The organism is Archangium violaceum, assembly GCF_016859125.1.
Lineage (GTDB): Bacteria > Myxococcota > Myxococcia > Myxococcales > Myxococcaceae > Archangium > Archangium violaceum_A.
On record NZ_CP069338.1, the window covers coordinates 1283104 to 1305436 of the forward strand.

At 70.4% G+C, this 22333-nt stretch carries 19 protein-coding genes; 5 read left to right on the forward strand and 14 right to left on the reverse strand.

Annotated features, from left to right (window positions below; genetic code table 11):
* Positions 1-18: 18 nt before the first annotated feature.
* From JQX13_RS05480 to mug, 5 genes are all read right to left on the reverse strand, one after another.
* Positions 19-3240 carry an ATP-binding protein gene (locus JQX13_RS05480; RefSeq protein WP_203408016.1) on the reverse strand — a complete coding sequence of 1074 codons (3222 nt, stop codon included), beginning with the start codon at positions 3238-3240 and terminating at the stop codon, positions 19-21.
* Positions 3237-4493, reverse strand: coding sequence for a metallophosphoesterase family protein (locus JQX13_RS05485; protein ID WP_203408017.1), 1257 nt, complete (start codon positions 4491-4493; stop codon positions 3237-3239). The genes JQX13_RS05480 and JQX13_RS05485 overlap by 4 nt, the downstream gene beginning before the upstream one ends.
* 114 nt (positions 4494-4607) lie before the next feature.
* On the reverse strand, positions 4608-5888 hold the full coding sequence (locus JQX13_RS05490) for a TIGR04013 family B12-binding domain/radical SAM domain-containing protein (RefSeq protein WP_203408018.1): 1281 nt from the start codon (positions 5886-5888) through the stop codon (positions 4608-4610).
* A gap of 43 nt (positions 5889-5931) precedes the next feature.
* Complete coding sequence (locus JQX13_RS05495; RefSeq protein WP_203408019.1) at positions 5932-7239, reverse strand: pyridoxal-dependent decarboxylase; 1308 nt, start codon at positions 7237-7239, stop codon at positions 5932-5934.
* 202 nt (positions 7240-7441) lie between these two features.
* The gene (gene mug / locus JQX13_RS05500; protein WP_430384151.1) at positions 7442-7954 is read right to left on the reverse strand and encodes a G/U mismatch-specific DNA glycosylase; all 513 of its coding nucleotides are present in this window, start codon (positions 7952-7954) and stop codon (positions 7442-7444) included.
* 177 nt (positions 7955-8131) lie between these two features.
* Between mug and JQX13_RS05505 the strand changes: the two genes are divergently transcribed.
* Entirely contained in the window at positions 8132-8434 is a 303-nt protein-coding gene (locus JQX13_RS05505) for a hypothetical protein (RefSeq protein WP_203408020.1), read from the forward strand.
* A gap of 15 nt (positions 8435-8449) precedes the next feature.
* On the opposite strand, the gene JQX13_RS05510 is transcribed toward JQX13_RS05505, so the two are convergent.
* Positions 8450-9967 carry a pyridoxal-dependent decarboxylase gene (locus tag JQX13_RS05510; RefSeq protein WP_203408021.1) on the reverse strand — a complete coding sequence of 506 codons (1518 nt, stop codon included), beginning with the start codon at positions 9965-9967 and terminating at the stop codon, positions 8450-8452.
* A 57-nt stretch (positions 9968-10024) separates the two neighbouring features.
* Complete coding sequence (locus tag JQX13_RS05515; protein ID WP_239014555.1) at positions 10025-10948, reverse strand: polysaccharide lyase; 924 nt, start codon at positions 10946-10948, stop codon at positions 10025-10027.
* Positions 10949-11262: 314 nt separating this feature from the next.
* On the opposite strand from JQX13_RS05515, the gene JQX13_RS05520 reads away from it, so the two are divergent.
* Positions 11263-12288 carry an arginine N-succinyltransferase gene (locus JQX13_RS05520; protein ID WP_203408022.1) on the forward strand — a complete coding sequence of 342 codons (1026 nt, stop codon included), beginning with the start codon at positions 11263-11265 and terminating at the stop codon, positions 12286-12288.
* A gap of 12 nt (positions 12289-12300) precedes the next feature.
* Here the strand turns inward: JQX13_RS05520 and JQX13_RS05525 are convergent, their stop codons facing one another.
* The gene (locus JQX13_RS05525; protein WP_239014556.1) at positions 12301-13323 is read right to left on the reverse strand and encodes a lasso peptide biosynthesis protein; all 1023 of its coding nucleotides are present in this window, start codon (positions 13321-13323) and stop codon (positions 12301-12303) included.
* A gap of 70 nt (positions 13324-13393) precedes the next feature.
* On the opposite strand from JQX13_RS05525, the gene JQX13_RS05530 reads away from it, so the two are divergent.
* Complete coding sequence (locus JQX13_RS05530) at positions 13394-16549, forward strand: ABC transporter substrate-binding protein (RefSeq protein WP_203408024.1); 3156 nt, start codon at positions 13394-13396, stop codon at positions 16547-16549.
* Between the two features lie 53 nt (positions 16550-16602).
* Here JQX13_RS05530 and JQX13_RS05535 read toward each other — a convergent pair whose 3' ends face one another.
* From JQX13_RS05535 to JQX13_RS05555, 5 genes are read right to left on the reverse strand one after another with little or no spacing between them, the layout of a single operon-like run.
* Positions 16603-17217, reverse strand: a complete 615-nt coding sequence (locus JQX13_RS05535; RefSeq protein ID WP_203408025.1) for a DedA family protein — start codon at positions 17215-17217, stop codon at positions 16603-16605.
* Between the two features lie 11 nt (positions 17218-17228).
* Positions 17229-18296, reverse strand: a complete 1068-nt coding sequence (locus JQX13_RS05540; protein ID WP_203408026.1) for a radical SAM protein — start codon at positions 18294-18296, stop codon at positions 17229-17231.
* A complete protein-coding gene (locus JQX13_RS05545; protein ID WP_203408027.1) occupies positions 18293-18532 on the reverse strand; it encodes an anti-sigma factor family protein in 240 nt (79 codons plus the stop codon). Before JQX13_RS05545 ends, JQX13_RS05540 begins: the two co-directional genes overlap by 4 nt.
* 60 nt (positions 18533-18592) lie before the next feature.
* Positions 18593-19207: an RNA polymerase sigma factor gene (locus JQX13_RS05550; RefSeq protein ID WP_203408028.1), complete on the reverse strand. Its 615-nt coding sequence runs from the start codon at positions 19205-19207 to the stop codon at positions 18593-18595.
* Positions 19208-19240: 33 nt separating this feature from the next.
* On the reverse strand, positions 19241-19822 hold the full coding sequence (locus JQX13_RS05555; protein WP_239014557.1) for a DNA-3-methyladenine glycosylase: 582 nt from the start codon (positions 19820-19822) through the stop codon (positions 19241-19243).
* Between the two features lie 159 nt (positions 19823-19981).
* Here JQX13_RS05555 and JQX13_RS05560 point away from each other — a divergent pair, with 159 nt between their 5' ends.
* Together JQX13_RS05560 and JQX13_RS05565 are read left to right on the forward strand one after the other, a co-directional pair.
* Positions 19982-21529 carry a 4-alpha-glucanotransferase gene (locus tag JQX13_RS05560; protein WP_203408030.1) on the forward strand — a complete coding sequence of 516 codons (1548 nt, stop codon included), beginning with the start codon at positions 19982-19984 and terminating at the stop codon, positions 21527-21529.
* Positions 21530-21597: 68 nt separating this feature from the next.
* Positions 21598-21993, forward strand: coding sequence for a hypothetical protein (locus JQX13_RS05565; RefSeq protein WP_203408031.1), 396 nt, complete (start codon positions 21598-21600; stop codon positions 21991-21993).
* On the opposite strand, the gene JQX13_RS05570 is transcribed toward JQX13_RS05565, so the two are convergent.
* On the reverse strand, positions 21990-22310 hold the full coding sequence (locus tag JQX13_RS05570; protein WP_203408032.1) for a hypothetical protein: 321 nt from the start codon (positions 22308-22310) through the stop codon (positions 21990-21992). The genes JQX13_RS05565 and JQX13_RS05570 overlap by 4 nt on opposite strands.
* Positions 22311-22333 lie beyond the last annotated feature (23 nt).

Here is a 22333-nt window from a genome sequence, read left to right on the forward strand (position 1 = left end):
TCTTTCCTCTCTCTTCCCTCACCCCACCCGCCCCGTCGAGGCCGCGACTCCCGAGGCTTGTCCCCGGGGGCTCGCGGCCTCGAGCTTTCCGGGCCCTCCGGACGTCAGCTCCACCACCCGCGCGCCCTCGGCCTCGAAGCACTCGCGCATCCATGGGTGGCAGGTGAAGGCGATGACCTGGTGGTGCTCGGACAGGCGGGACAGCAGCCGGAGCGTGCCGCGCGTCCGCTCCAGGTCGAAGTTGACCAGGATGTCGTCCACGATGAGCGGCAACGCCCCGCGCGTCTCCCCGAAGTCCTGGATGACCGCCAGCCGGAACGCCAGGTAGAGCTGCTCCCGGGTGCCTCGCGAGAGCTGCTCGGCGCTCCAGTCCCTGCGTGCGTCACTCACCCGCAGCTCCCGCTTGCCTCCCGCGGGGACGAACACCCGCCGGTACCGGCCTCCCGTGAGCGTCGCGAAGTGCTCCGAGGCGAGCTGGATGACGCGCGGCTGCTGCTCCTCCTCGAAGCGCCGCCGCGCTCGGGCCAGCAGGGCCAGCGCCAGTCGGTCCTGGGCATAGCGCGTGGCCAGCTCCGCGGCCCGGGCCCGCAGCCGCTCCTCTTGAATCCGCAGCGCGGCCACCTGCTCGTCGCTCTCCCACTGCGCGAGCTGGTTCCGGGCGGCGCCGTACTCGGTGTGCAGCACCTTCAGGCGCTCGGCGCAGGCGGGCTCCTGCATCCGCAGCTGTGCCAGCTTCTCCTTCAGGCGCTCCTCGCCTCCCGCCAACAGGATGGATTCCCGCGCCGTCGCTTCCTCCAGGCCCGTGGTGGCCTCGATGCGCCAGGTCAGCTCTCGTGCGCGGCGGGTGAGTGTGTCGAAGCGCTCCGCCTGCCGCGCCCGCTGCCGGAAGGACTCCTCGGTGTCGCCACCGCCCTGGGCCAGCAGCGCCGCCACCGCTTGCTCCTCGGACTCCCGCAGGCGCGTGAGCCGGGCCCTGTCCGCCGCCCACTCGTCTCCGCGTGCACGCAGGGTCTTCGCCTGGGCGTCCCGGGTCTTCAGATCCTCCAGCTCCGAGGCCACCCGCGCGGCCACCGACTCCGCCGGCCCCTCCGGGAGCCCCACGGCCCGGGCTTCCTCGTGCAACCGCGAGACGACCGCTTCACAGGCGGCCTCGTCCACGGCCAGGGCCCGCGCGTCGGCCTCCAGGTCCGCCAGCCGCTGCCGCTGCTCGGCCGCGTCGCGCCACAGCGCCAGCGCCCGCAGGGGAGAGAGGTCCGTGGGGAAGCCTCGCGCTTCCAGCAACGCGGCCAGCTCGGCCCGGAGCGTCCTCGCCTGCAGGTCGGCCCGCCGTCCCGCCAGCTCCGCGGATTGGGCCTCGCGCACCACGCCGTCCCGCTCCGCCTCGCGTGCCTCACGCTCGCGCCCGAGGTGCTCCACGCGCTCCGCCTGCCGCAGCGCCTCCGCCAGTGCCGCGTCCGCCCCGGCGAGCCCGGCCACCGTCGCCTGGGCCGATACGCCCGCCTCGCTCGCGGCCGTCGCCAGTTCCCGCTCCAGCCCCACCAACCGTCCCGTCAGGGTGTCCAGCGCCGACTGCTGCCGGGCTACTTCCTGGGCACGCTGGTGCTGGCGCGCGGCGTGGGCGTCCACCGCCCGCTGATGGCTCCTCACCGCACGCCGGTAACCGAGCGCCAGCGGCACGACGAGAAACAGCGCCCCCAGCAGGGCGATGGCGGCCTCCGTCACCCCCGAGTGGAGCCACAGCGTCCCCACCCAGATGACCGCCACCAGCACCCCCAGCAGCACCGACCAGGGCGCGGGGGCCGCTCCGGGCTCGGGCTCCGCCTGGGCTCGCAGGGCCTGGAGCCGCTGCTGCATCTCCGCCCGCTGCGCCGCGACCTGGTCCCGCTCCACACGCAGCAACTTCGTGCGACCCAGGGCCGCCTGCCGCTGGCGGAGCTCCGCCGCGGAGACGTCCGGGAGCTTCGCGCGCTCCGCCTCGAGCCTCGCCAGGGAGGCCTCGATGCGCTCCCGCTCCGCACGCGCCCGCCCGAGCGCCACCTCCGCCTCGCGTCGCTCGGCCTCCGCCCTCGACAGGCGATCCGCCAGGGACTCCAGCGCCCCTCGCGCCGCGGCGCCCAGTTCGAGCGCCAGCAGCCCCGCCGCGTCCACGCGCAGCCCCAACCCACCCAGGGCCTGCTCCACCTCCCGGCGTCTCGCATCGAGCGCCGCGCGGCGGCCTGGCAGTGCCCTCAGGAGCTCGGCCCGCGCGGTGAAGGCCACCAGCACCGAACGCAGCCCCTCCTCCCGCTCCCGCACCGCCGAGGAGGCGGACAGCCGGGACAGCTCGGCTCTTGCCCCGGACAACAGTTGCTCGACGCGGGCCTGCTCGGCGCGGAGCTCCTTCAACCGGTGGAGCACCTCATCCAACCGGGCCTCTCCTCCCATCGGGAAGGCCGACAGGTCCGGCAGCGCGGCCAGCTCCACTCTCAGGCGCGCCAGTTCCCCCAGGTCTCCGAGCGCCGACTCCAGCCGGGACAGCCGCTCCAGCTCACGCGCGAGGGACGCATGGAGCGCCGCCGTCTCCTCCTGCTGCCTCCCCAGGGACGCCAGCCGCTCGCGCTCCTCGAAGTACTTCTCCGGGCGATCCTTGAGCTTGTCGAGCTGCCCTCGAACCTCCTCCAGCTGGCGGAGGAGCTGGTTGAGCTCGGGGTTCTTCCCGCTCACCTTGAAGAGCTCTCCGGCCCGCTTCTCCAGGTGCTTCTCCACCTCCGGCAGCCTGCGCGCACCTCGCAGACCGGCGGCGAAGAGCGCCCGGGAGACTCCGTCCTCCTCGGCCAGCATCTCGAAGCTGGACAGCTCGTCCAGGCTGAAGGCGAAGACCTCGCAGAAGAGCTCGCGGGAGACGTGCGCCAGTGCCTCGTCCAGCCGCGAGGAGAGCAGCTCGTGTCCCTCCGGGCTGAGCACCGTCACCGGCGCCCTGCCGCGCTTGTCCGCCACGCGGCGCACCACCAGCGGGCCCACGCCCGAGCTCACGCACAGCTCTCCCCCGAAGGTCCCCGCCTCGGGCTCGTACCGGGACTCCGAGCGGCCCCGCTTCTCGAGGCCGAACAACATGCCGCGGATGAAGGCGAGCAGCGTGCTCTTGCCCGCCTCGTTCGGCCCGTACAGCAGGTTGAGGCCCGGCCCCAACTCCAGCTCGTAGCCGGAGAAGTGGCCGAAGCCGAGGACGCGCAGCACGTCGATTCGCAGTCCCCCTCTCACGCCTCGTCCTCCTCGTGCAGCTGCTCCACCACCCGCACTCCCGCCTGCTCCACCCACTCCGGCCGGGGCTTCTCCAGCGCGTCCACGCCCAGCCTCTTCAAGCGCTGGCACAACGAGCGCAGCTCCGCGTCCTCCGCCCACAGCGCGGCCAGGGCCTCGGGGTCCTTCGTCAGTGACTCGGCCTCGGCCAGCAATGTCCCGGAGAAGCCTCCCGCCAGGCGCACCGTCTCGAGGTCCAGCTCGGGCCGACTCGCGTCACGCAGGGACTCCACCAGCACCGGCGGGTGTCGCTGGGCGAGCTGCTCGCGCAGGTCCGCTTCGAGCTGGGTGAGCGCCTCGGCTCTGGACAGCTCGCGGTGCAGCGGTCCCCGGCCCGTGAGCGTGAGGCGCACCGCGTGGCCTTCCAGCTCGTCCGCGCAGCTCGCGTCCACCTGCTCCGTCACCGCGGCCAAGAGCGCGTCGAGCGACCCGAGCCCCTCGAGCGACACCTCCAGCCGGTGCCAGCGCACCCGGTCCACCGGGACGAAGCGGCGCCGCGTCCTCCCGTCCTCGACCTCCACCAGCATGCAGCCGCGCTCGCCCGGCTCGTTGACGTGCCTCCCCTGCGGGTTGCCCGGGTACACGGCCACCGCCCCACCCCCGAGCGTGTACTCGGCACGGGTGTGCACGTGGCCCAATGCCCAGTAATCCAGGCCTCGTGCGGACAGGTCCTCCACCGTGCAGGGCGCGTAGTTGCCGTGGCCCTCCACCCCGCCCAGGTTCGCGTGCAGCAGGCCCACCGTGAAGTCCGGCGCCGTCCGGCGGAAGCGCGCCGACAGGTTCTCGCGCACCTCCACTTCTGGGTAGGAGATTCCCTGCACCCGGCACAGGAGCCGTCCGTCCCTCCGGACCTCCTCCTCCTCCCAGTCGGCACCGAAGACCTTTACCGAGCCGGGCAGACCGAGGGCTCCCGTGTCCCCGCTCAGTGGATCATGGTTGCCGTGCACGATGAAGGTCTGGATGCCCGCCACGTCCAGCCGGTCCAGCTCGCGCCTCAGCGCCAGTCGCGCGCGCACCGAGCGGTCCTTCGCGTCGAAGAGATCTCCCGCGAGCAGCAGGAAGGCCACGTGCTCGCGCAGGCACAGGTCCACGATGCGGGAGAAGGCCCGGAAGGTGGCCTGCTGGAAGGTGCTCAGCAGCCCCGAGTCGGCGGGGACTCCTCGGAAGGGAGTATCCAGGTGCAGGTCGGCGGCGTGGACGAACTTGAAGCGCATCTCGGTCCCGCACAGTAGTCGTCCTGGAACCGGGCCACGAATCCCCGGGTGGAACACTTTGACACCTACCCTCACCCCGACCCTCTCCCGGAGGGAGAGGGCGTGGAGGCTCGGCTAGCGTCTGGGTTGGCGTCTTGCCGCGATTCCGTTCGCCAGTGCGACCTGCTGCTTCCAGTGGCCGTAGAGCCGGCCCTGTGAGGCCAGTCGGTCCAGCTCCCTCTGCGTCTCCGCGTCCACCGCTCCCGGCGGCGCATCGCGGTAGGGTGTTCCCGGCAGCGGCATGAACGTGTGCCCGTGCACCTTCGCTCCCAGCTCCGACAACCGCTTCATCAACGCCAGCGTCGCCCTCACGTCCTCCGGCGCTTCTCCCGGCAACCCCAGGATGAAGTCCACGTTCGGCACGAAGCCCGCCTCCACCGCCAGGCTCGCCGCCCTCACCACCGTCTCCACGTCGTGCCCACGGTGGCTCGCCTGGAGGATCCGCTCGCTCCCGGACTGGCCTCCGATGATCAGGTTGTCGTTGTCCACGTAGCGCTTGAGCAGCGCCAGCGACTCGGGTGTCACGTGCTCGGGACGAACCTCCGAGGGGAATGTTCCGTAGAACACCCGCCCGTCCGGGCCCATCGCCTCGCGCACCGCCGCCAGCAACCGCTCGAGCGCTTCCAGGTTCACCGACTCGTCCGGCGAGCCGTAGGACATGGACGTCGGCGTGATGAAGCGCACGTCCCGCTTCCCCGCCCCGCGCAACACCCGCGTCCAGTGCGCGATGTTCTCCACGCTCCGGTGACGGAAGCGCGCCTTGTTCATGAACGGCGTCTGGCAGAACCGGCACGCGTAGATGCAGCCACGCGTGATCTCCAGCGCCCCGAACTTCGAGTGCTTCGCCGCGAACGGCGGGTACGTGTCCAGCACCACGCCCTCGCCCCGCCCCTGCGACACCATCCGCCCATCCACCAGCCGCGACATTCCGCGCGTCTGCTTCGGGTCCTCGCCGCGCACCAGCCGGCCGAGCAGCTCCAGCAGCACGGGCTCGCCCTCTCCCACCGCCACCAGCTCGAAGCCCGCTCGCAGCGTCTGCTCCGTCTCCGCCGTGGCGTGCACCCCACCCGCGATGCACAGCACCTCGCGGCCCTCCAGCCGCTCACGCAGCCAGGCCAGTTCCTCCGCCGCTCCGGGAAAGCTCGCCGAGTAGAACGACCACGCCACCACCACCCGGTACCCCTCGTCGAGGCACTCCCGCACCGTGGCCAGCAACGACTCCCGGTCCCTCGGGAAGCGCAGGGCCACGTCCTGCCCCACCGCGTCCGCCTCCACCGCCCCCGCGAGGACGGTGAGCGCGTACTTGCCCGGGTACTGGTAGCTCAGGACGAGCGCGACCTTGTTCTTGGACGACATCTCCCCGGAAATTAACACGGGAAGTCCGCCGGGGACGGCTCGCTCAGTTCCTCGGCCGGGCGAGCAGCGAGCGCAGACCGGGCAGGGTCATCACCTCCGGAGCCAGGCCCGAGGCCACCTCCGAACCACTCGGGTGCGACGCCCCGACCTCAGTGGAGTCTCCGGACAGGCCCCGTCCCACGCCACCACGCGCGGCGCGCTCGTCCAGCAGCACCTCGGCCAGGACCTGCCGGTACCCCTCCAGCCCGAAGGCACGCAGCTGCGCGAGCAGGGCCAGACCGTTCTGCGCCTCCAGCGAGCGCAGGCCCACCATGCGCAACTCCACGCCATTGCGGAGCAGGAAGAAGCCCGCCGGAAACGAGGCCCGTCCCAGCCACCGGAAATCCATTCCCACCGAGTCCGCCAGGTGCAGGTGCCGCATCCGCGTCTGGATGAGCGCGAGCGCCTCCAGCACCCGGGGCTCGAAGCCCAGCGGGTTGGCGTGGAAGTCGTAGCTGTTGAAGACGCCGTAGAGCCCACCCCACGCCGCGTCCGCGTGGAGGTGCACGGGCCGCAGTCCGTACAGCGTGGTGATGGAGTCCACCACCTCACGCAGCTCCCGCAGATCATCGATGGCGGAGGAGCCCTCGGCCCCCATGGCCGCCACCACATAGACGGGCACATCCCCGCCCGAGGTCACGGCCAGCATCTTGGCGCGCAGATCCACCGGATCCATCGTGCCGTCCTCGCGCTTCCTCACGCGGATGAGGTGGTAGCCACCCAGGCCCGTGGTCTCCACCGCCTCGAGCAGGGCGTCGTCTCCCGACTCCACCGCGAAGCAATAGAGGTTGCGCGGCACCCCCTTCCGCCGGGCCTCCGGCGCATGCTTCGCGAGGGCCACGCGCAACCCCGCGAGCACCGCCGCGCGTGCGCTCCACAGGACGCGGCCTCCGCTCCGCTCCGCGTCGTAGCCCACCATCCGCGACACCATGGCGACGACGCGCGACTCCGCCTCGTCCGCCCGGAGTCCCTCCTCGTCCCGCACCTCGCCACCGCTCGCGAGCACCGTGGCCACGGCGCCCATCAGCCCGGGCAGATTCAGGCCGGAGGAGGAGCCCTTCATGAGATGCAGCAGCTGCGCCACCACCGCATCCAGGCTCTCGCCCCGCGCGGGCAGCTCACGCGGATCGACACGGCGCCCATCATCGAGCGTGCTCGCGCGCTCCCACTCCTCCGCGCGCCGGGAGGACTCCCGCGCCGGGCCCGCGGACGTGACGAGCCGATCCAGCAGACTCATCAGTCGCCGCTGCTGCTCCGGGGTACTCCCCTCGGGGAAAAACAGGCGCTCCAGTGCGTGGATGGACGGGCTCATGGGTGCGAATTCAGATGGGCACACACCTTCCGCACGAACAGTGAAACCCGATCGTCCGGAAGGATCATCAAGAAAGGGAATGACAGCGGATGTACCCGGTCGGGCGCTTCGCTGTCGAGTGACGAATCACGACACACGGCGCCAGGAACGCACCGAATAGGGATTCAATCCCTTCACAGAGCAGCCACGAGCGAGCACGCCATTAGCGCGACGCCATCGCGACTCTCAATTCTTGAAACAACCGCGCCAGGTCCTCGGGCCGGTAGTGCGCGTTGAGCCCGCTCGGATTGGGGAGAACCCATACGCGCGTGTCACCCAGCGTTTCCGGCTGTGGACCCAGCGAGGCCCTGGGGCGTTTGAACGCGGTGCGCCATGCGCCGATGCCCAGCACCGCGAGGCACTGGGGACGGTAGCGCCGCACCTTCGCATCCAGACGTCGCCCTCCTTCGGCGAGCTCCTCGTCCGTCAACACGTCCGCCGACACGGTGGCCCGGTCCACCACGTTGGTGATGCCGCAGCCGCGTGCGAGCAACTCGTCCTGTTCGTGCGGCGCGAGCAGACGCTCCGTGAAACCCGAGGCGTACAGCGCCGGCCAGAACCGGTTGCCCGGCCGCGCGAAGTGGTAGCCCACGACGGCCGAGTACACGCTGGGGTTGATGCCACAGAAGAGGACCCGCAGCCCGGGCGCGATCAGGTCCGGCATCGTCCGCCCCACGGCGGCGAGGAGCTCCTCCTTCGTGGGTCTGCGAGGTGACTTCAGGCGTTCCTCCCGTGCCCTGAACCTATACCGTCTCCCTCGCGTCGGCATCCCCCTCGGCATTGGTGCAGCAGAGGACGGGAGCCGCACCCCGCCCCTCCTCCCCGCCTGGCGGGCGACTACAGTCGGCCCACCATGCGCACCCTCGATATCAAGGATGGGACGATTGCCTCCATCCTGGTCGCCGATGAGCTCGCCTCGAACCAGGACGGCAGCCTGGACGTCGTGGTCCGCCTGCAGGACGGCAGGCGCTTCGGCTTCACCCTCTTCACCCTCGAGCACCTGCGGCGACAGCTCGACCGGGCGCTCTCCTTCGTCTCCCCCGGGATGATCATCGTGAAGTACTTCTCCGACGATGCCATCCTCGAGGCGGTGCGCGCGGCCATGAGCCACGACCTCGAGCGCCTCGGCGTGCTGCAGCCGCCCATCAACCAATAGGCGGCGGACAGCGGCTCACGACTCCTTCGCGAGCGCGGCGAGCTGCTCCCACACCGCGCGCACGTGCCGCTCCTCGGTACGAGGGGAGCCGATGGCCATGCGCAGCACGTAGCGCGCGGGCGCGCCCTCCACGCCGGGCAACACGGTGTGGGTGAGGAAGGCCTTGCCGCTCGCGTTCAGCCGCTCCAGCAGCTGGCGGTTGCGCGCGTCCGTGGCCGAGGGCTCCTCGCCCGGCCTCGGCCGCAGCCGGAAGCACACGAGGGCCAGCGAGCGCGGCACGGCCAGCTCGAAGCGCTCGTCGGCCTTCACCCACGAGGCGAACAGCTCCGCCTGCCGCACGTGCTCGCGGATGTAGGCCCGCAGCCCCCTGGCGCCATAGTGACGCAGCACGAACCACAGCTTCAGCGCGCGGAAGCGGCGGCCGAGCGGAACCTGCCAGTCCCGGTAGTCGATGACCGCGCCGCTCGCGGTGGCCGCGTTGCGCAGGTACTCGGGCATCACGCTCATCGCGTCCAGCAGCGCCTTGCGCTCGCGCGTGTAGAAGGCGTTGCAGTCGAAGTTGGTGAGCAGCCACTTGTGCGGGTTGAAGGCGAAGGAGTCCACGCCCTCCAGGCCGTCCAACATCGCGCGGTGCTCGTCGCAGATGAGCGCCGAGCCCGCCCACGCCGCGTCCACGTGCAGCCAGCCGCCCGCGCCGCGTACGCCCGTGCGCTCCAGCACGTCGCCGATGGCGCGCACCGGATCCATCGCGCCCGAGGAGGTGGTGCCCAGCGACGCGCACACGAAGAAGGGCTGGCGGCCAGCGGCCAGGTCCTCGCGAAGGGCCTTCTCCAGCACGTCCGGGCGCAGGGCGTACCCGGCGTCCGTCCCGAGCTGGCGCAGGTGCACGTCATCCGCCACGCCGCTCACCACGCCGGACAGCATGGCCGCCTTCAACACGGACGAGTGCGCCTGCGTGGAGGTATAGGCCACCAGCTCCCGCTCCTTGCCGAGCGTGCGCCGCACCCGCTCTCGAGCCGCCACCATGGCCACCAGGGTGGCCTCGCTGGCGGTGCCCTGGATGACGCCGCCACCGGTGCCCGAGTCCGAGCGGAAGCAGGCCGGCAGTCCCGTCAGCTCGGCCAACCAGTCCAGCACGCGCGTCTCCATCTCGGTGGCGGCGGGGCTGGTGGACCAGAGCATGCCCTGCACGCCCAGGCCCGCGGACAGCAGCTCGCCGAGCACCGCGGGCCCGGAGGCGTTCGCGGGGAAGTAGGCGAAGAAGGACGGCGACTGCCAGTGCGTGATGCCGGGCAGCACCACCTGCTCCAGATCGCGGAAGACGGCCTCCCAGCCCGCGTCACCGCCGAGTCCCTCCTCGGGCGGGTGCGCGGGGAGCTTCGCCATCACCTCGCCCGGAGCCGCCGCCGAGCGCACCGGGAAGGACTCCAGGCGGGACCAATAGTCCGCGATCCAATCCACCATCCGATGGCCCAGCCGCCGGAACTCCTCGGGGCTCAAGTGGGGCACCGCTCCTTCACGTGCGTCGCTCATCCCGGTTCTCCTCTCGATGGGGCGTCTCATACGACGCCTCATGGAGGACGGGTAGCGCTACCTCTCCCGGCGCCGGGCGCGTCGTAGCAGACCACCTAATCCCAGCAGCGCCATCACCCAGAGCGGCCCGCCCGCGCTCGAGCACCCGACGCGAACCGGCTCCTCGGGGAGCGGCGGGCCAGCGGAGCCACTGTCCGGCTGCGGGGAGGTGGAGATGACGCCCCCATCCTGCGCTGGCGTGCCCGCGTCCGGCGCTGGCGTGCCCGCGTCCGGCGAGGAGACGGGAGGCAGCACATCCCGCAGCTGCGTCGCCTGCATGAAACCGTCGTGGTACACGACGCCCACGGGCTGCACGGTGTCGCTCCGGTAGAGGCCGAGCTTCAAGTAGATGCCATCCCCCGGGTACATCGTCGCGTGCGCGTAACGGGGCAGCACGAGCTGGCCGTTGTGCCACAGCTCGACGAAGCCCACGCTCGCATCCGGTGACCACTTCACGTGGAAGATGAAGTCCTGCCACTCGCCGCGCTTCAGCGTCGTCTTCCACGGCGTGTCGCTGTCGGTGAGCGTGAGGCGGATCTCCTCGCCGTAGACGAAGAACTCCACCGGAGGAGAGCCGCAGCAGCCATTGTGGTGCCACTGGGTGAAGACCTGCCACGTCTTCACGCTGGGGTAGTCCGCAGGGAACATCACCTGCCAGCGGTAGTAGTACTCCGAGCCCTCCTTCTCACGGCCCTGGTAGACGAGCTCGTTGCGGTTGCCGCTGGAGTTGATGGGGTCATCCCCCTGCCTCACCGTGGCCTCGAGCGCGTAGCGGCCCTGGTACACCGGTGACGAGACCACCCGGAGCCGGTCCGCGCTCACCTGCTGGGCGCTCGAGTACTGGGAGGTGTTCCCCGTTTCGAAGTCCCCCTTCCAGACGATACCGGCCCACGACGGCCCCGACAGCAACATGGCGAGCAGTGGAACCAGGAGTCTTCTCAAGGCGCGCCCTCACGATGTTTGACACTCAACGACGAGGGCCACGCTCCCACGTTCCTTCTTTATTTCAAGCGGCTGTTATTTCTTTCGCCTTGACAGCCCGGCAGGCGGCCAGAGGAGCGGCTGTTCCCTCTGGGAAACCTCTCGAGAAGTGGAAGGAATTGGGTGAACCGGGCGGCCAGCCGGACGAGCACCGGTCTCAACGCGGCGCGTTGGAGGGAACGGGCATGCAACCGGCTGACGGCGTGCATGGGTGGTGTATGGTGCGCGCTCTCTGCGGTTCCCCCCGTATGAGGGGGGGGAATCCGGGTACACCCATGCTCGTCCTGCGCGATGTCCAGAAGACCGACCTACCCGGCCTGAAGCGGCTCGCCGCGGTGCTCAACACCGTCAACCTGCCCAACAACGAGGAGACGCTCGAGGCCATCATCGACAAGTCCGTGAAGAGCTTCGCGGGCAAGGTGAAGAACCCCTTCGAGCGCGAATACCTCTTCGTCCTGGAGGACGTGCGCAACGAGTTGATCATCGGCACGTCGATGATCATCGCGCAGCACGGCACCTACGAGTCACCGCACATCTACTACGACGTCTCCGAGCGCGAGCACTACTCGGCCACCATCGGCCGGCACTTCCGGCACAAGGTGCTGTCCATCGGCTACAACTACGAGGGCCCCACGGAGATCGGCGGCCTGGTGGTGGATCCGCCCTACCGCGCCACGCCGGACAAGCCCGGCAAGCAGCTGTCCTTCGTGCGCTTCCTCTTCATGGCCATGCACAAGCGGATCTTCCGCCCGCGGGTGCTCGCCGAGCTGTTGCCACCGCTCCTGCCCGACGGGCGCAGCCTGCTGTGGGAGGCGTGCGGCAAGAAGTTCACCGGCCTCACCTACCAGGAGGCGGATCGCCTCAGCCGGCAGAACAAGGAGTTCATCAAGGAGCTCTTCCCCTCCTCGGACGTCTACGCGTCGCTCTTCCCCGAGCGCGTGCAGAAGGTGCTCGGTGAGGTGGGGCCCAACACCAAGGGCGTGCAGCGGATGCTGGAGCGCGTCGGCTTCCGCTACGTGGAGCGCATCGATCCATTCGACGGGGGCCCCCACTTCGAGGCCAACCTCTCGGACATCTCCGTGGTGCGCCGCTACCGCTCGGTGAAACTGGCCGAGGCGGACTTCGACCTGGAGGGCGACGACGTGCTCGTGGCCTTCGAGCGCGAGTCGGGGCGCAACCGCTTCCGCGCGGTGCGCACCATGGCCCGGCTGGACGACAAGAACGCCTACCTGCCGGCAAGGGCCAAGGAGCTGCTGGACGCGCCCGCGGGCGCGAAAGTGTCCGTCATCCCCTTCGAGTGAGCAGGGGCCCCGCTACCGCGCGCGAGGCCGGCGCACCACCCGGTGCTCGCCGCGCAGCAGCGCCAACCACCGCTCCCCCGCCTCCACCGAGGGCCCTCCCGGCTCGGCCACCGCGAGGGGAAGGTGGGTCTCGGGAGTGACGGCATCCAACGAGGTGGGATCCAGGTCCAACGTTCCGCCGCCCTCGAGTCCCACGCGCACCCACGCATGAGGCCGGGCGGGGCCTCCGTCCACGACGAGCAGCCCGTGCACCAATGCCACGCGTTGCCCCCGCGCCGCCGCCCGGGCCGCGAAGCGCAGCGCATGGGCCAGACACCCACCGGCCTCGCCTTCGCCCTTCTCGTTCCAGTCCGCGGCCCCGGGGCCCTTCTCCGCGAAGGCCGCGTGGACCGCCGCCGCGAGCGCTCGCGCTTCCCCGACCCGCCAGGTCGTCAGCCACTCGGGACGCGCGTCGAGAGGCCACGGGGGCGAGAAGGACAGCGGCCCCACCTCCCCTTCCACCGGCAGGCCCCGTGAGAAGAGGTCCGGTGGAGGCTTCAACCGCACGCCCGGAGGCACCGAGGTGAAGCGTGACTCGCCCACCTCCAACATCACCATCCGTCCGCGCGTGTCGTAGCGGGCGGTGAAGGCCTGGCCGAACATCGTCCCCTCCACCGCGTCTCCCCGGACAGCGGTGACGCAGTGGGGTCCCTCGCGGCCGGACAGCTCCTCCCGTCCCGTCACACACCCGAGGGCGGGGGGGCCCCGCCACAGCCACAACGCCTGCGGGATGCTCGTGCGCCCCACCACGGTGCCTCCCGGGCCAGTCTCGAGGGAAACCTCCCGCACGCGCTCCCCCAGGTGACCCCCGCGGGTGTGCAGGTGTCGCGAGGTGTAATGGAAGCGATTCGCCTCGGATGAGAAGGTGAGGGAGACGGTGCCCACCGGCACGCCCCTCCAGGCGAAGACGAAGCTGGCCGACTCCTCGGGAGGGGAAGCGGGCGGAACGCCTCCCGCCGACAGGGCGAGCAGGAGCACGGGGACGAAAGCGAACACGCCCCCAGTCTGCGCCGATTTGAGGATCCGGGCGAGAATGCGGGATACCCTGGGACGTCCTCGTTCTCTCATGGCCCCCAAAAAGCACCTCCTCGCATTCCTGGTCGTCGGAGGGCTCGCCATTGCCCTCTTCATCGGCGGGCTGCTCCATGCCCTCACCGGCCAACCCAATGACTGGCGGGGCTGGTCCGTGCTGGTCATCGGCTCCCCCCTGGTGCTGCTGCTGACGCACCATGCCTTCTGGTTCTTCTGGGAGGCGAGGCAGTCCCGGGAGCGCACCAGCCTGCTCACCCGGCTGGCCGAGGGAGACCTCACCCACACCGCCTACTCGGGGATGGAGGACGAGCGCGAGGTGCGCCGACTCCTCTTCTCCCTGCGCCGGGCGCTGGGCCAGGTGCAGCGGGTGACGGGCAACGTGCGCCGCACCTGCCAGGGCGTGTCCGAGGAGGTGCGCGTGCTGCTGGAGGCCGCGCGCCGCCAGGGCGGAGCGGTGGGGCGCTCGCAGGAGTCCGTCAACAGCATGGGCCAGAGCCTCCAGGCCGCCGGCAAGCGCGTGACGCAGTTGGAGAGCTTCGCCCAGGAGACCAACGGCTCGCTGGGGGAGATGAGCGAGCGGCTCGGACAGGTGGCCGAGGCGCTGCTCGCGCTGGACGACTTCTCCCACCGCACCACCCAGCAGGTGCAGGCCATGAGCGAGCGGCTGCACCACATCGCCTCCTCGGGCGACGAGCTGGCGCGCTTCGCCAGTGAGGCCGAGGCCTTCGTCCAGGTGGTGCAGACGGGCATCGATGCGGTGCGCCACCGTGCCTCGGAGACCAACCAACTGGCCCACGCAGTGACGGCCACCGCCGAGCGCGGCGAGGTGCTCGTCAACGACTGCGTCCAGGGCATGTACCGGGTGGAGGAGACGGTCCGCAAGGCCGCGGAGCTGGTCGACTCGCTCGGGGTGCGCTCCACGCAGATTGGCCGCATCGTGGACGTCATCCAGGAGATTGCCGACCAGACGAACCTGCTGGCGCTCAACGCGGCCATCATCGCCGCGCAGGCCGGAGAGCAGGGGCGGCCCTTCGGCGTGGTGGCGGACGAAATCCGCAACCTGGCCGAGCGCACCGCGCGCTCCACGCGGGAGATCGCCAGCATGGTGGGCGGCGTACGCCGGGAGGTGGACACGGCGGTGTCGCTGGTGAAGGAGGGCCGGGAGCAGGCGGGCACGGGCGTGCTGTTGGGAGACCGCGCGGCCGAGGCGCTGATGGAGATTCGCACCATCACCCAGCGCACCTTCTCGGCGGTGGAGGCCACGCTGGCGGAGACGAAGCGGCTGGAGGCGCAGGGCTCCACGGTGGTGGAGGCGAGCCGGCGGGTGGCCAGGCGCGTGGATGACGTGACCCGGGCGGCCATGGAGCAGGCGGCGCACGGGCGCGAGCTGGTGCACCAGACGCAGCAGATGGCGCGGCTGGCACAGGAGGCCTCGCAGAAGGCCGAGGGCCAGGCACGCACCGGCAGGGACCTGTCCAGCGCGGTGGTGCGGCTGAGCACGGCCATCGAGGAAATCCGGGCGGCGCACGTGGTGCTGATGCGCGGGGACTCGGCCATTGGCGAGGAGGTGGCGCGGGTGCGCGAGGACGCGCTCCAGGTCATCCGCATCGGAGATGGACTGAGCCGCACGGTGGACCAGCTGGCGCACGAAGCGGCCAGCCTGGACAGCGAGGTGTTCCGCTTCCGGCTCCCGGCCCCGCACCCGGGCGGCACGTTGCACGCGGGCATCCACCAGACGGCCTTCGTCCGGGCCCTGGGCGGGTTGGATCCCCTCTTCGCGGTGGACAACCAGTTGTTGGAGATGAGCTGCTGCGTCTTCTCCAGCCTGCTGCGGCTGGACGATGGCGTGCTGGTGCCGGACCTGGCCGAACGCTGGGAGGCGGACCCCTCGGCACGTCGCTACCGCTTCTACCTGCGCAAGGGTGTCACCTTCCATGACGGGACGCCCCTGAACGCGCGCGACGTGAAGCGCCATTTCGAGCGGCTGCTGGATCCAGCGGTGAAGTCACCGGACCGGGGCCTGCTGGAGGACGTGGAAGGAGCCAGGGACTTCGCGGCGGGTCGTGCCAGCGAGGTGTCGGGTATCGAGGTGTTGGATGATCAGACGCTCGAGATCCGGCTGGTGGAGCCCAAGGCCTTCTTCCTCCATCTGATGGCCCTGCCGCGCACGGCGGTGGCCCGGCTGAACCCGAACGGACAGGCGCTGGGCACGGGTCCGTTCCGGCAGGCGAGCTTCGGCTCGGAGCGCATCGTGCTCGAGCGCAACCCCACCTACTGGCGCGGGGGACAGCCCCTGCTGGACCGGCTCGAGTTCCACCTGCTGGCGTCTCGCGAGCAGGCCGTGAGCGCGCTGCGGGAGGGCACGGTGGACATCGTCTCGCACCTGTTCGCCCAGCACGTGGAATCGCTCGAGCAGGACGGACAGCAGGTGGTCACCAGCACCACGCCGTCCACGTCGTTCCTCGGCTTCAACCTGCGTGAGCCCCCGTACAGCGACGTGCGTGTCCGAAAGGCCCTCCGCGCGGGCCTGGACTTCCAGGGGCTGGTGGACCGCTTCCACAGGGGCGCGCGCGTGGCCCGCACGGTGACGCCCCCGGAGTTGCTGGACGACGAGGGCGTGATGCCCGAGCCGCAACCAGACCTCGGCCTGGCCGAGCGGCTGCTGCGCGAGGCCGGGATGCGGAAACTGAAGCTGACGCTCTACCACGCGGTGGGACGTGACACCTCGGCCGAGGACGCCGTCCTCTTCCGGCTCTTGATGGAGGCGGGGCTGGTGGAGCTCGAGCACGTGCAACTGAGCGCGGAGGAGTTCGCGGAGCGGCGGCGCGAGGGGCGGCTCCCCGCCTTCCGGGTGGGGTGGCTCGCCGACTACCCGGACCCGGACAACTTCCTCTACTTCCACCTCAACTCGAAGGCGCAGACGGTCTACTCGCTGGGCTACCGCAACGAGGAGCTGGACAAGCTCACGACGGAGGCGCGCGTCACCATCGACCCCGAGCGGCGCAAGCAGCTCTACCGGCTCGCGGAGCGGATTGCCCACGAGGACTGTCCCATCATCCCCCTCTTCCACCACCGCATACACGCCGCCGCGAGCGGCCGGGTGCAGGCCTTGCGGCTGCACCAGACGCCGCCGCAGGTGCGCTTCGAGGACTTGTGGGTGGACAAGCAGGAGCCGCAAATGGGTGGATGAACGACCCTGGCCCTGTCATTCGGGTGACGTCGACGGGCTTCGGCGCTCGCCCCTCAGGTGGCGGGCGACTTGCGCTTCGCCAGGGCGCGCACCACCACCGCCATCACGCCCACCACCACCAACCCGAGGACCGCTCGCTGGTAGCGCCACATCAGCGCCTCCAGCCGCTCCAGGTTGCCGCCCACCGCCGCCCCGAGCGCCAGCACCAGACCCGTGTGCGCCATCGCCGACAGCGCTCCGAGGATGAGGGCGTTGCTGCGCGGCATGTGCGCCGCCCCCGCCGCCACGAAGATCAACCCCCGCACGCCCGGGATGAAGCGGTTGGCCAACAACAGCCACGGCCCCTTGTGCCGCATCTGCCCCTGCACCGCCTCCAGCCGCGCGTGGGTGATGCCGAAGAAGGCGTCTCCCGGCCGCCGCTCGAAGCGCCCCACCAACCACCGCCCGACCTGGTAGTTGATGAACGCCCCCGCCACGCTCCCCGCCACCACCACCAGGAACACCAGGGGCCATGGGTGCTCGCCCCGCACGGCATACACCCCGCCCAGCAGTGTGATGGTGTCTCCGGGGAACGGTGGCACCACGTACTCCAGTGCCGCCGCCAATCCGAGCACCAGCAGTCCCAACAGTCCGATGTGCGCGATGAGATTGTCGAGGTACTCGACCATGCCCCGTCAAACTAACCAGCGTTGACGGGCGGGGGCAGCACCACGCCCCCGTATTGTGAAGCTTCCAGCGTCCCGCACGCCGCCCCGATCTCCTTGCCTCCCGAATACCGCCGGGCGATGGGCGCCCCCAGGATTTGCAGGTGATCCCTGAACGCCTTCAGCTCCTCGGGAGAGGGTGGCAGGTACTTGCCCGTTGGATCCGTCACGTCGATGAGGTCCACCTTGATGGGGATGCCCTCGAACGCCTGCTTCAACGCCAGCGCATCTTCACGCTCCAGGTTGAAGCCGCTGATGGCGACGTAGGCGATCATCGCCCGCTCGCGGCGCACGGTGGCGTACTCGCGGATGGCCTCCACCAGCTCCGGCAGCGGGTGCGTCTTCTCGATGGGCAGCACCTTCACCCGCTTCTCCGGGATGGCGCTCGTCACAGAGAAGGCCAGCCGGTACGGGTGCCCCTCGCGCACGTAGCGCCGGATGGCCGGCACATGGCCCGCGGTGGAGAAGGTGATGGACGGGCCGGAGATGGCGAAGCCCGCCGGGTGGGAGAGGATCTGCGCCGCGCGCAGGGTCTCCGTGTAGTTGAGCAGCGGCTCCCCCATCCCCATGAACACCACGCCGCGCACGGGCCTGTCCGCCTCGGCGCGGATCTGCATCACCTGATCCAGGATCTCCCAGGTGCGCAGGTTGCGTTTGAAACCCAGCTTGCCCGTCATGCAGAAGTCGCACGCCAGCGCACAACCCACCTGGCTGGAGACGCACACCACGTACTTCTCATCGAAGATGGGGATGCGCACCGCCTCCACCCGGCCCCCCAGGGGCGAGGCGAAGAGGTACTTCACGAAGCCGTCCTCGGCCTGGCGGCGCTCCACCACCTCCAGCCGGGTCATCTCCGTGTTTCCACGTAGGAAGTCCGCGACACGCCGTGGCACCTGGGGTGCCTGGCACACCTCCTCCACCGAGGAGGCGCCATGGGCGAAGATGGCGGCGAACACCTTGCGCACCGCGACGGGCGAGGGCTCCGCGGGGGCCAGGGCCTGCTGCAACTCCAGCAGCGACAGCGACTTCAGGTTGAGCTTCACGAGGCGGACTTGATGCGCGCGCGCAGGTATTCGGTGAGCTTCGTCGAGACTTCCTGCGGCATCTGCTGGGCCAGCGCACGCTTACACAACCCCGGCGTGGCCTTGTAGGTCCGCAGGAAATCGATGCACGGCGCGCAACCGGACAGATGCTCGCGCAGGCGTTGTGCTTCCTCGGGCGACATCTCGCCATCGATGAAGTCCAACAGGAGGTTGATGGCGTCTTTACACGTGTACATCCGAACCTCGGCCGTGGCTTGCCCCGTTACTCACGAAGATGCCCAGCCCCCTGATGGGTTTCACTCGCGCACATCACTCTGATTATAGAATCGATCGATGGCGTCGCGAAGCGCAAGGCGGGCCCGGTGCAACCGACTCTTGATGGCGGGGATGGTGTCCCCCGTCACCTCGGCGATCTGTTCGTAACTGAGCCCCTCCAGGTCTTTCAAGAGAAAGACCTCCCGGTACCCCTCGGGCAGCCGGTCGGTCGCCTCCTGGATGGCCCGCCCCAGCTCGGCGTCGAGGATTTTGCCCTCGGCGTTGCGGCTCCAGTCCTGTGCGGGGTACTCGGCCAGACTCCCCCGCTCGGTGAACTCCGGGCCCTGGAGCTCTTCCTCGGCCGCCTGCACCACGCGCCGGTGCCGCAGCCGCATCAGCGAGTTGTTCGCCGCGATGCGGTGAACCCAGGAGCTGAAGGCCGCATCCCCGCGGAAGTCCTTGAGGTGTTGGTAGGCGGACAGGAATGTGTCCTGGGTGATTTCAGCGGCATCCGCTTCGGAGCGGGTCATCCGCAACGCCAGGCCGTACACCTTGTCCCTGTGGGCGTCCACCAATGCCTCGAAGGCGCTGATGTCGCCGGCCTGGGCCCGCGCCACGAGCTGCCGGTCCTCTTCCTTGACGGCCTCGTCGGACATGTGGGCGCACCCTTCCAGTCACGCCGTCCCACGTCAAGCACGCTCGCGACGCCTGCTGGACGGGGGACGGCTCACGTGTTGACTGCCTCGAAGCCAGAGCCGGTAGGGCTCCAGGGCCCATGCTCCGGCATAATCCACCCCGATACGCGGCCCGCGCGCCACCTGCGCCTCCGGGAGGGGCGTCCCCGCCTCGAGGTGGAGCCGAGCGCCCTGAAGGTCCTCCCGGTTGTGGGCCAGCGTCAGCCCCAGGGCCCGGCACAGCTTGCCCGGCCCGTCCGTCCGGGCCCCGGCGGGTAGCCCCTCCACCGGCTCCACCGCCCGCACCAGCACCGCCGACGCCACCCCCTCCACGTCCGTCACCACGTTGAAGCAGTGGTACATGCCATAGATGAGGTAGACGTAGGCCCGCCCCGGCGGCCCGAAGAGCACCTCCGTCCGGGGAGTGCGCCCCTTGGCGGCATGGCAGGCCAGGTCGTGCTCCCCCACGTAGGCCTCCGTCTCCACGATGCGCCCCACGCGCCGCCAACCCCCCTCGTCGACGATGAGGTGGGCACCCAGGAGTTCACGGGCAACGGTGAGCGCGGGGCGCGCATAGAAGGAGACGGGGAGGCGCACGGACGAAGAACGGATGCCGCCGGCCCATTGTGCCGTCAACCCTTGGGGTGGGGCCGGGATGCCCGGAATCCCTCCGGGATGGCGGGCGGGCACGGCGCGGCACGTCCGGCCGACAGGACAGTTCACAGCGGGGTGCGCGTGGTGCATTGTGCGCGCACCATGGCTTCCACCGGCCGAATTTCCGGTCTCCTGCTGCCCCTCTTCTCCCTCCGCTCGAGGACCGACTTCGGTATCGGCGACTTCGGCGGGCTCGATGGCCTCTTCCACTGGATGGAGGCGGCGCGTCAGCGCCTGCTGATGTTGCTGCCGTTGCTTCCCACGGCCCCTGGCGACCCCAGCCCCTACTCCACGCGCTCGGCGTTCGGTCTCAACGCGCTCTTCATCAACCTGGAGATGCTGCCCGAGTTCCACGCCACCGGCGGCGAGGCGGCGCTCTCCGACGAGGAGAAGCACATGCTGGCCGAGGCGCGCGCGGCGCCCCGCATCCGCTACGACCTGGTCTTCCGCCTCAAGGGCGCCGCCTTCCGGCGCGCCTTCGAGCACTTCGAGCGCAACGAGTGGCCCAACGGTCCGCGCGCCCGGGAGTTCCGCGACTGGCGCCAGCAGCAGGGCGAGTGGCTGGAGAGCTACGCGCTCTACACCGCCATCTCCCAGGAGCGGAACCAGACCCCCTGGTGGGAGTGGCCGGAGCCCCTGCGGGACCGGCACGCCGCGGCCCTGACGGCCGAGACGGAGCGGCTGGAGCGCGAGGTGCGCTACCACGCCTGGCTGCAGTGGGTGGCCGAGGTGCAGTGGAACGCGGTGCGTGGGCTGGCCAAGGCGCGCGGCGTGCTGCTGTGCGGCGATGAGCCCTTCATCATCGGCCAGGACAGCTCGGACGTGTGGGCGCACCGGGACGTGCTGCGCCGCGACGCGCGCCTGGGCGTTCCCCCGGATGCCTTCTCCGCCACGGGCCAGGACTGGGGCCTGCCCTACTTCGACTTCGCGCAGATGGAGAAGGACGGCTACCGCTGGCTCAAGTCGCGCGCCGCCAAGGCCGCCAGCTACTACGACTTGCGCCGGGTGGACCACGCGGTGGGCTACTTCCGCCAGTGGATCCGCGACGAGCAGACGCCCACCGGCCGCTTCGTCCCCGACAACGAGGAGGCCTGGAGGCGCTACGGCGAGCTGCACTTCCGCCTGCTGTCACAGGACGCGGGCATCGTCGCCGAGGACCTGGGCGTGATTCCGCCCTTCGTGCGCACCATCCTCAGGGACCTGGGCCTGCCCGGCTACCGGGTGCTGCGCTGGGAGCGGGACGACCACGTCTACCGCAACCCGCATGACTTCCCGGCCGTGTCGCTCGTCACCACCGGCACCCATGACACCGAGCCCGTGGCCGAGTGGTGGGAGATGGCCTCGGAGGACGAGCGTCAGGCCATCGCGCGCGTCTACCCCGAGTTCCAGAGCATCACCGCCACGCGCGAGTTCTCCCCGGCCGTCCACCGGGCCACGCTGGCCGCGGCGCTCAACGCGGGCAGCGACCTGTGCGTGCTGCCCTGGCAGGACGTGCTCGGCACCCGCGACCGCATCAACCTGCCGGGCTCCATGAGCGACGCCAACTGGTCCTACCGCATCACCCAGAACGTCGAGGATCTCCTCACGCTCGAGGAGACGCGCACGGCCGCCGAGCGGCTGGGGCTCCTCACCGCCTCGGCCCGTCGCTGAGGCTCTCTCCACGGCCCGGGCCACTCCCCCGCGGGTGGCCCGGCGCCGCGCCCACCTCCGGGGGACGTATGACGAACCGCCGCCTCATGCCGGTGCTGCTGGTGGGCCTCGGCGCCCTGATGACCGGGTGCGCGGAGACGCCCTCTCCCGAGGAGCGGCTCTGCCAGCGCTATTGTTACGGGCAGATAGGCGCCGTCCCCACCCAGGGCGCGACGTCGTGCGCGTCATCCGACGACGACTACTGGGATGACTGCGTGCGCACCTGCACGCGAGACATCGACGCCATCGCCGAGACCTGCCGCACCGCGCTGGTGCAGGCCTACGGCTGTGGCGCGGACCACAGCTGGTTCTGCGTCCCCAGGGAGGGCGAGGGGCGGACCCTCACCCAGTTCGACACGTGCCGGGACGCCTGGGACGCCGCCTACTCGTGCGAGAAGAGCGTCTCCGACGGGGGCACGCCCTAGCGCGGGTCGATGCACTTCACCTGGCCGGGGAAGCCATCGAAGATGGCGCACTCCTGCCCCGCCTTCACGCACTCGAGCTTGTCGCATACGTCCGCGAAGAGGCACAGCGCGGGCGAACGGCCGTACTCGAAGAACACCTCCAGGCAGTACTGCCCCTGGTATTCACAGCCGAAGGTGGTGCAGTAATCGAGGCCGATCTCCGGCTCACCCAGGGTCTCACCCTCCTTGAGCCGAACCGCCTCGTCCTCGCTCACCCCACAGGAGGTGAGCACCACCAGTGCAGCCGCTCCCAGGAGTCCTCTGATTCGCCATGGCATACGGCCCCCACTCTGGGGCAGAT